This window comes from Xanthomonas sp. SHU 308 (assembly GCF_000364645.1).
Taxonomy (GTDB): Bacteria; Pseudomonadota; Gammaproteobacteria; order Xanthomonadales; family Xanthomonadaceae; genus Xanthomonas_A; species Xanthomonas_A sontii.
Genome location: NZ_AQOK01000386.1, coordinates 1 through 7,250, shown reverse-complemented (window position 1 = coordinate 7,250; position 7,250 = coordinate 1). Strand labels below are relative to the sequence as shown.

Here is a 7,250-nt window from a genome sequence, read left to right as displayed (position 1 = left end):
TCGGGGTTTTTAGAGGTGCCCTGAAGTCGCTCCCACAAGAAGCGGCATCGGCCGGTGCGCCGGCTGGAGTCATGTGGGAGGGACTTCAGTCCCGACGCGATGAGCCCCGGCACCACGCGCATCGCCGATCGCGGCGATAATGCGCCGATGCCCAACTCCCGTTCCAATGCCGCCGCCGCTGCGTGGATGATCGCCGCGGTCGCGTTCTTTTCGCTGATGGATGCGTCGATGAAGCAGCTCAGCACGCACTATCCGGCGCTGCAGGTCGCGGCATTGCGCGGTGGGGCTTCGCTGCCGTTCGTGCTGGTGTGGGTGCTGGCCAGCGCCGGGCCGCGCGCGATCTGGCCGGTGCGCTGGGGCTTGCACCTGCTGCGCGGCGTGCTCGGCATCGCCATGATCGGCTGCTTCGCCTGGGCCTTGCGCAGCCTGCCGCTGTCCACCGCCTACACCATCTACTTCGTCGCGCCGCTGCTGGTGGCGGCGCTGTCGGTGCCGCTGCTCGGCGAATACGTGGGCCCGCGGCGCTGGGCGGCGATCGGCGTCGGCCTGATCGGCGTGCTTGTGGTGCTGCGCCCGGGCATGGACGGGTTCGTCTCGCTGCCGGGGCTGATGGTGCTGCTGGCGGCCATCGCCTACGCGGTCGCCTCGGTGCTGGTCAGCCTGCTGGCGCGCACCGACACCTCGCAGTCGCTGGTGGTGTGGTTCCTGCTGATCATGGCGCTGGGCGCCGGCGCGTTGGCGCTCCCGGACTGGATCCCGCTGCGCCCGGCCGACACCGGCTGGATCGCCGGCATGGGCCTGGCCGGGGCGCTGGGCCAGGTGGCGCTGACCCAGGCGTTCCGCCGCGGCGACGCCTCGCTGGTCGCGCCGCTGGAGTACAGCGGCCTGCTGTGGGTGATCCCCTGGGACTGGCTGCTGTGGCGCAAGCTGCCCGACGCCTGGACCTGGGTGGGCGGGGCGATCATCGTCGCCAGCGGCCTGTACCTGCTGCATCGCGAGCGGGTCCGCGCGGTGGCGCATCCGCCGCCGCAGGCACGCCCATAGGCCTCGCGATGCGCGCGTACGTTAGAATCGAATGGAATAACGCACGCCATCCTGGCCTGCTAGGCTTTGCGCCCCCCGTCGCTGCCGGTCCCGCGCGTTGATCCAGTTCGAGCGCCTGCACAAGTCCTATTCCGTCGCCGGCCAGCCGGTCGTGGCGCTGCATCCGCTCGACCTGCGCATTGAGGCCGGCGAGGTGTTCGGCATCATCGGCCACTCCGGCGCCGGCAAGTCGACCCTGATCCGGCTGATCAACCGGCTCGAGGAACCCAGCGGCGGCCGCCTGATCATCGACGGCGAGGACGTCACCGCGCTGGACCGCGCCGGGCTGCGCACGCTGCGCCAGCGCGTGGGCATGATCTTCCAGCACTTCAACTTGCTGTCCTCGCGCACGGTCGCCGGCAACGTCGCGTTCCCGCTGGAACTGGCCGGCACGCCGCGTGTGGAGATCCACGCGCGGGTGGCCGAGCTGCTGGAGCGGGTCGGGCTGACCGCGCATGCCGACAAGTACCCGGCGCAGCTGTCGGGCGGACAGAAGCAGCGCGTCGGCATCGCCCGCGCCCTGGCCACGCGGCCGCGGATCCTGCTGTGCGACGAGGCCACCAGCGCGCTGGACCCGCAGACCACCGCCTCGGTGCTGGCGCTGCTGGCGCAGATCAACCGCGAGCTGGGTCTGACCATCGTGCTGATCACCCACGAGATGGAAGTGATCCGCCGGGTCTGCGATCGCGTGGCGGTGCTCGATGCCGGGCACCTGGTCGAGAGTGGGCCGGTCACCGAGGTGTTCCTGCACCCGCAGCATCCGACCACCAAGCGCTTCGTGTCCGAGGCCGAGCACGTCGACGAGGCCGAGCTGTACCGCGATTTCACCGCCGTGGACGGGCGCATCCTGCGGCTGACCTTCCTCGGCACCGACACCTACGCGCCGCTGCTCGGGCGCATCGCCCGCGCCACCGCGGTGGACTACAACATCCTGTCCGGGCGCATCGACCGGATCAAGGACACCCCGTACGGCCAACTGACCGTGGCCCTGGTCGGTGGCGACATGGACGCGGCGCAGGCCGCCTTCGTCGCCGCCGGCGTGCATGTGCAGGAGCTGCGCCGATGAGTCCGATCGCCACCGCCGCCACCGGCTTCTTCCGCAATCTCGATGCCGGCAAGTGGAGCGAGATCGGTCGCGCCACCGTCGACACCCTGCTGATGCTCGGCGGTTCGCTGCCGCTGACCCTGCTGATCGGCCTGCCGCTGGGCGTGCTGCTGTTCCTCACCGGCCCGCGCCAGACCCACCAGAAGCCGCTGCTGTACGGCAGCCTGGCGCTGGTCATCAACGTGCTGCGCTCGGTGCCCTTCATCATTTTGATGATCGCGATGATCCCGCTGACGCTGTGGGCGATGGGCACCTCGCTGGGCGTGCGCGGCGCGATCTTGCCGCTGGTGGTGGGCGCGGCGCCGTTCTACGCGCGGCTGGTGGAGACCGCACTGCGCGAAGTGGACCGCGGCGTGGTCGAGGCCAGCCTGGCGATGGGCGCGACCACCTGGCAACTGGTGACGCGGGTACTGCTGCCGGAAGCGCGGCCGGGCCTGATCGCCGGCGCCACGGTGACCACCATCGCCCTGATCGGCTTCACCGCGATGGGCGGCGCGATCGGTTCCGGCGGCCTCGGCGACCTGGCCTACCGCGACGGCTACCAGCGCTCGCACGCCGATGTGGCCCTGGTGACGGTGGTGATCCTGTTGCTGCTGGTGCAGGCGTTGCAGATGCTCGGCGACCGTCTGGTCGCGCACTACAGCCGGCGCTGATGTCCTGCGTACCGCGGTAGGGCTTCAGCCGCGACCCCGACCGGTGAGCGGTCGCGGCTGAAGCCGCTCCTGCGCGCATGGATCGCCCCGCCTGCACGGCCGTCTGCTAGCGTGCACGCATCGCGGCCGCGGGTCGCGCTCCTCCACTCCCCCCGTTTCTCCGGATACCTGCCATGACCCGATTCCCGTTCCGCCTCCTGCTCGCCAGCGCCGTGCTCGTGCTCGGCGGCTGCGGCAAGCCCGATGCCGGCGCCGCCGACGACCATCTCAGCGTCGCCGCCACTGCGGTGCCGCACGCCGAGATCCTGGAGGTGGTCAAGCCGATGCTGGAGCAGCAGGGCCTGACCCTGGACGTGCGCGTGTTCAACGACTACGTGCAGCCCAACGACCAGGTGGTGCAGAAGCAGATCGACGTGAACTACTTCCAGACCGAGCCCTACCTGCAGGCCTACAACCGCGACCGCAAGAGCGACCTGGTGGCCGTGGTCGGCGTGCACATCGAACCGTTCGGCGCCTACTCGCGCCGCTACAAGTCGCTGGACGCGCTGCCGCAGGGCGCCGACGTGGTGATCCCCAACGACCCCAGCAACAACAGCCGCGCGCTGATCCTGCTGGACAAGGCCGGGGTCATCAAGCTCAAGGACCCGAGCAATGCGCTGTCCACCCAGCGCGACATCGTCGCCAATCCCAAGCAGCTGAAGTTCCGCGAGCTGGATTCGGCGATGCTGCCGCGGGTGCTGGACCAGGTCGACCTGGCGCTGATCAACACCAACTACGCGCTCGACGCCGGCCTCAACCCGACCCGCGACGCGCTGGCGATCGAAAGCAAGGATTCGCCGTACGTGAACTTCCTGGTCGCGCGTCGCGACAACAAGGACGATCCGCGCGTGCAGAAGCTGGCCAAGGCGCTGACCAGCCCGGAAGTGAAGGCCTTCATCCAGCGCAAGTACCAGGGCGCGGTGCTGCCGGCGTTCTGATCGGGCCACGCGCATGCCGCTGTTGCTGGCCATTCCGCTGGCGATCGTGATCGCGCTGGCGGTGACCGCCGTGCTCTTGCCGCTGTCGCTGCTGCAGCGGTTCCGCGTGGGCACGGCGCGGCGTCAGGCGCGCGGTTGGCTGGTCGCGGTGCAACTGTGGTCGGCGCTGCTGTCCAGCGTGGTGTTGCTGGTCTTCGCCCTGATCGCCGCGCACTGGTGGCCCGGTGCGGCCACGCATGCGCTGGCCGGCTGGGGCATCGGCGCGCTGCTGGGCGCGCTCGGCAGCGTCGCCACCCGCTTCGAGCCGTTGCCGCACGGGCTGCACTACACGCCGAACCTGTGGTTGGTCTTGGGTCTGACCGCGCTGGTGGCGGTACGCATCGGTGCCGGACTGTGGCAAGGCTGACGCAGTCTGGCCGATGGTGCGGCGTGGCCGACCGAGGGCTGGATGAGTCATGCCAGTCTACTGGCCGCCGCGGCCTTGCTGCTCGGCTATGCCTGCGCCTACGCCTGGCTGCTGCGGCGGCGCCTGCGCCGGTTCGACCGCTACCGCGGTTTTGATCGCTCGCCGCGCTGAAGGCGCCCGCGTGCACGCGCAATGCGGTTTGCGCTGGTCGCGCGCGCGATCCGGCGCACGCACAAAAACAAACGGGCCCTTGCGGGCCCGTTTGCGCAAACGCTGGAGACGGAACGCTTAGAAGCGCGCGCCGACGCCGAAGCTGAACAGCCACGGATCCAGCTTCAGGTCTTCGCCGGTGCCTTCGCCGGCCACCTTCAGCTCCGGACGCGAGTGCATGTAGCGCGCATCGGCACGGGCGAACCAGGTGGAGTTGATGTTCATGTCCACGCCGACGGTGCCGATGGCGCCCTTGGCGGTGTCCAGGCTGATGTGCTGGTCCGGGTTCAGGCCAGCCAGCTTCTCGTTGCTGAAGTTGGACTCGTAGTAACCGACGCCGACGAACGGACGGAACACGTTGTCCGCCTGGCCGAAGTGGTACTGGCCGCTCAGCGCGATCGGCTGCTGCTCGACGGTACCGACCTTGCCGATGCCGTCGGCCTTGACGCGGTGGTTGAACTTGTCGGCAGCGCCCCACAGTTCGACCGCCCAGTTGTCGTCGATCAGCCAGCTGGCGCTGATGGTCGGCGCCGGGCCGCCATCGACGTCGAGGCCGGCCGCCGGCTTGGAATGCGGGTCGAGCAGAGTCGCGCTGCCGACGACGGAGAAGTGCTTGCCGGAAGCGGTATCGGCATCCTGTGCGAATGCGGCGGGCGCAAACGCAAGGGCGGACACGACAGCCAGGCTCAGGATCTGAATGGACCGCATGGGGTATCTCCTCATCTTTTTCTTGTGGGGCCACGGGAGTGGGCGCGCACACCGTATCGATGAGAAGATGAATCGTCGCCGACCCTCGCCGGACGAATGCAGGCGATGTTCAGGCACTTGCGCCCGATGCTTGAAATAACGAGGTTTTAAGACTTTTGGCTGTTCATCCAGGTGCGCGCGACGTGACGACGCAGCCGCTGTTGCAGGGCCTGCCCGCGCAGATTCGCGACGATTGCCGCGTGCTTGTGCTCGGCTCCATGCCCGGTGCGGCGTCGTTGCAGCAGGCGCGTTACTACGCGCATCCGCGCAACCGGTTCTGGCCGCTGATGGCGGCGCTGTGCGGCTTCGATGCGGCACTGGACGCCGAAGCGCGGATGCAGGCGCTGCACGCGGCCGGCGTGGGCCTGTGGGATGTGATCGGGCAGTGCCGACGCCGCGGCAGCCTGGACGCGGCGATCGTGCGCGGCAGCGAAATTCCCAATGCCTTGCCCGAGCGCATCGCGCAGTTGCCGCAGCTGCGCGCCATCGCCTGCAATGGCGCGGCGGCGGCGCAGGCGTTCGCGCGCTTCGTGCAGCCGCACCTGCCGCTGCGCGATCCGCCGCTGGTGCTGCTGGCGCTGCCGTCCAGCAGCCCGGCCAATGCGGCGTTCGCCTGGCCGCGGCTGCTGCAGGCGTGGTCGCCGCTGCAGCAATGGCTGCGGGTGCCGATGGCTGGCGATTGACGGGTGCCTCCAATCACGCACGAGGCACACGCGCAGGGGCGGCTTCAGCCGCGACGCGGCTATCCCGACAACGCTGGCCCGGCCGAAGCCACTCTTACGAGACAGCGCGATGTGGCAAAAACAGGCGATTGGCGGCGCGCTGGCATTGCATCCATGGATCAGCGCCGCGCGCGCAGGCGCAGCCACAGCGTCTGCAGCGCCAGCACCGCGGCGAGCAGCAAGGCCACCCACGCCGCGCTCTGCGCACCGGCCAGCGTGCTGGCGGCCTGTTTGGCATAGACCGCGGCCAGCGCCCACAGCGCCGCCGCCGCGTAGGCGAGGTTGCCGCGCATGGCCCGGTTCATGCCCAGCAGCAGCACCGCCGCCAGCGCGAACAGCACCAGGCTCCACGGCAGCATCCGCTCGGTCGAGAGCCAGCGGTAGGCCACGATCACCTGCGCGGTGTTCAGGAATGCCGCCAGCGACAGCCAGCCGGCGTGCAGCGACAGCGGCAGCCAGGCCCACAGGGTCTGGCCCGATTCGGGGGCGGGGTCGCGCGACAGCCGCAGCGCGGCCAGCAGCATCGCCGCCAGCGCGGTCCAGATCACCGCCAGCGCCAGCAGGAAGTGCTGCTGCGAGAACACCGGCATCCACGCCGCTGTCAGCGCGAAGCCCAGCGCCGCCGGCGCCCGCACCTGCGCCAGCGCGCTGACGCGACGGCGTCGCGCGCTGGATTGCCACAGGCCGAAGGCCAGGTCGAGCAGGAAGATCACACCCCAGATCGCGAAGGCGTAGCCGGCGGCGACGATCAGGGTCGGGTAGCGGTCGGAGATGGCGCCGTTGGTCGGGCCGAACGCGCCACGTTGCGAGAACCAGGCGACCAACGGCATCGCCAACGCCATCAACAGCACCAGGATCCGCATGCCTGCCCTCCGGAAATCTGCGGCGAGCCTAGCCGTGGCGCCGTGAAGGCGGTGCACCGGCGATGGCTGCGCAACATGCGCCGGCGTACTGTCCGCCTGCAGTGGCGCCCCTTGCAGGCGATCGGGCTTTTTTGCCCGCCAAAGGTTGGCGCTGCGGCTGCGGGCCGCCACAATAGGGGTTTCCCCCTCATTAGTTGCCGGAGTTCCCCGCATGGCCGAAATCAAGGAAGCACTTGTCCCCGATATCGGTGACTACAGCGACGTCCCGGTAATCGAAGTGCTGGTGGCCGCCGGCGACACGGTGAAGAAGGACCAGAGCCTGGTCACCCTGGAATCGGACAAGGCGACGATGGAAGTGCCGTCGCCATTCGCCGGTGTGGTCAAGGAGATCAAGGTCAAGGTCGGCGACAGCCTATCCGAGGGCAAGGTGGTGGCGCTGATCGAAGTGGCCGAGGGCGGCGCCAGCGCCGCAGCCGCCGCGCCT

Annotated in this window: 9 protein-coding genes and 1 pseudogene; 7 read left to right on the top strand and 3 right to left on the bottom strand. The window is 69.5% G+C overall.

What is annotated here, in order from left to right; all coding sequences use genetic code 11:
* On the bottom strand, positions 1-245 hold a 245-nt coding region (locus D588_RS28545), incomplete at its 3' end, for a hypothetical protein (RefSeq protein ID WP_232764295.1).
* Here D588_RS28545 and D588_RS0113075 point away from each other — a divergent pair.
* The 5 genes and pseudogenes from D588_RS0113075 to D588_RS24725 all read left to right on the top strand — a co-directional run bounded on the left by D588_RS0113075 (position 148) and on the right by D588_RS24725 (position 4,395).
* Complete coding sequence (locus tag D588_RS0113075; protein ID WP_026143675.1) at positions 148-1,044, top strand: DMT family transporter; 897 nt, start codon at positions 148-150, stop codon at positions 1,042-1,044. The genes D588_RS28545 and D588_RS0113075 overlap by 98 nt on opposite strands.
* A gap of 97 nt (positions 1,045-1,141) precedes the next feature.
* Positions 1,142-2,149, top strand: coding sequence for a methionine ABC transporter ATP-binding protein (locus D588_RS0113070; RefSeq protein ID WP_017916297.1), 1,008 nt, complete (start codon positions 1,142-1,144; stop codon positions 2,147-2,149).
* Positions 2,146-2,841 carry a methionine ABC transporter permease gene (locus tag D588_RS0113065; RefSeq protein ID WP_017916296.1) on the top strand — a complete coding sequence of 232 codons (696 nt, stop codon included), beginning with the start codon at positions 2,146-2,148 and terminating at the stop codon, positions 2,839-2,841. Before D588_RS0113070 ends, D588_RS0113065 begins: the two co-directional genes overlap by 4 nt.
* Before the next feature lie 173 nt (positions 2,842-3,014).
* A complete protein-coding gene (locus D588_RS0113060; protein ID WP_017916295.1) occupies positions 3,015-3,818 on the top strand; it encodes a MetQ/NlpA family ABC transporter substrate-binding protein in 804 nt (267 codons plus the stop codon).
* Positions 3,819-3,831: 13 nt separating this feature from the next.
* A pseudogene (locus tag D588_RS24725) lies at positions 3,832-4,395 on the top strand (DUF1453 domain-containing protein).
* A 117-nt stretch (positions 4,396-4,512) separates the two neighbouring features.
* On the opposite strand, the gene D588_RS0113050 reads toward D588_RS24725, so the two are convergent.
* Positions 4,513-5,142 (bottom strand): OmpW family outer membrane protein, encoded by a 630-nt coding sequence (locus D588_RS0113050; RefSeq protein WP_017907486.1) that lies wholly within the window; start codon positions 5,140-5,142, stop codon positions 4,513-4,515.
* Between the two features lie 182 nt (positions 5,143-5,324).
* Here D588_RS0113050 and D588_RS0113045 point away from each other — a divergent pair, with 182 nt between their 5' ends.
* Complete coding sequence (locus D588_RS0113045; RefSeq protein ID WP_017916292.1) at positions 5,325-5,864, top strand: DNA-deoxyinosine glycosylase; 540 nt, start codon at positions 5,325-5,327, stop codon at positions 5,862-5,864.
* Between the two features lie 158 nt (positions 5,865-6,022).
* Here D588_RS0113045 and D588_RS0113040 read toward each other — a convergent pair whose 3' ends face one another.
* Positions 6,023-6,766 carry a hypothetical protein gene (locus D588_RS0113040; protein WP_017916291.1) on the bottom strand — a complete coding sequence of 248 codons (744 nt, stop codon included), beginning with the start codon at positions 6,764-6,766 and terminating at the stop codon, positions 6,023-6,025.
* A gap of 211 nt (positions 6,767-6,977) precedes the next feature.
* Between D588_RS0113040 and D588_RS24720 the strand changes: the two genes are divergently transcribed.
* Positions 6,978-7,250 (top strand): biotin/lipoyl-containing protein (locus tag D588_RS24720; RefSeq protein ID WP_043084780.1); only part of this gene is annotated, 273 nt, incomplete at its 3' end.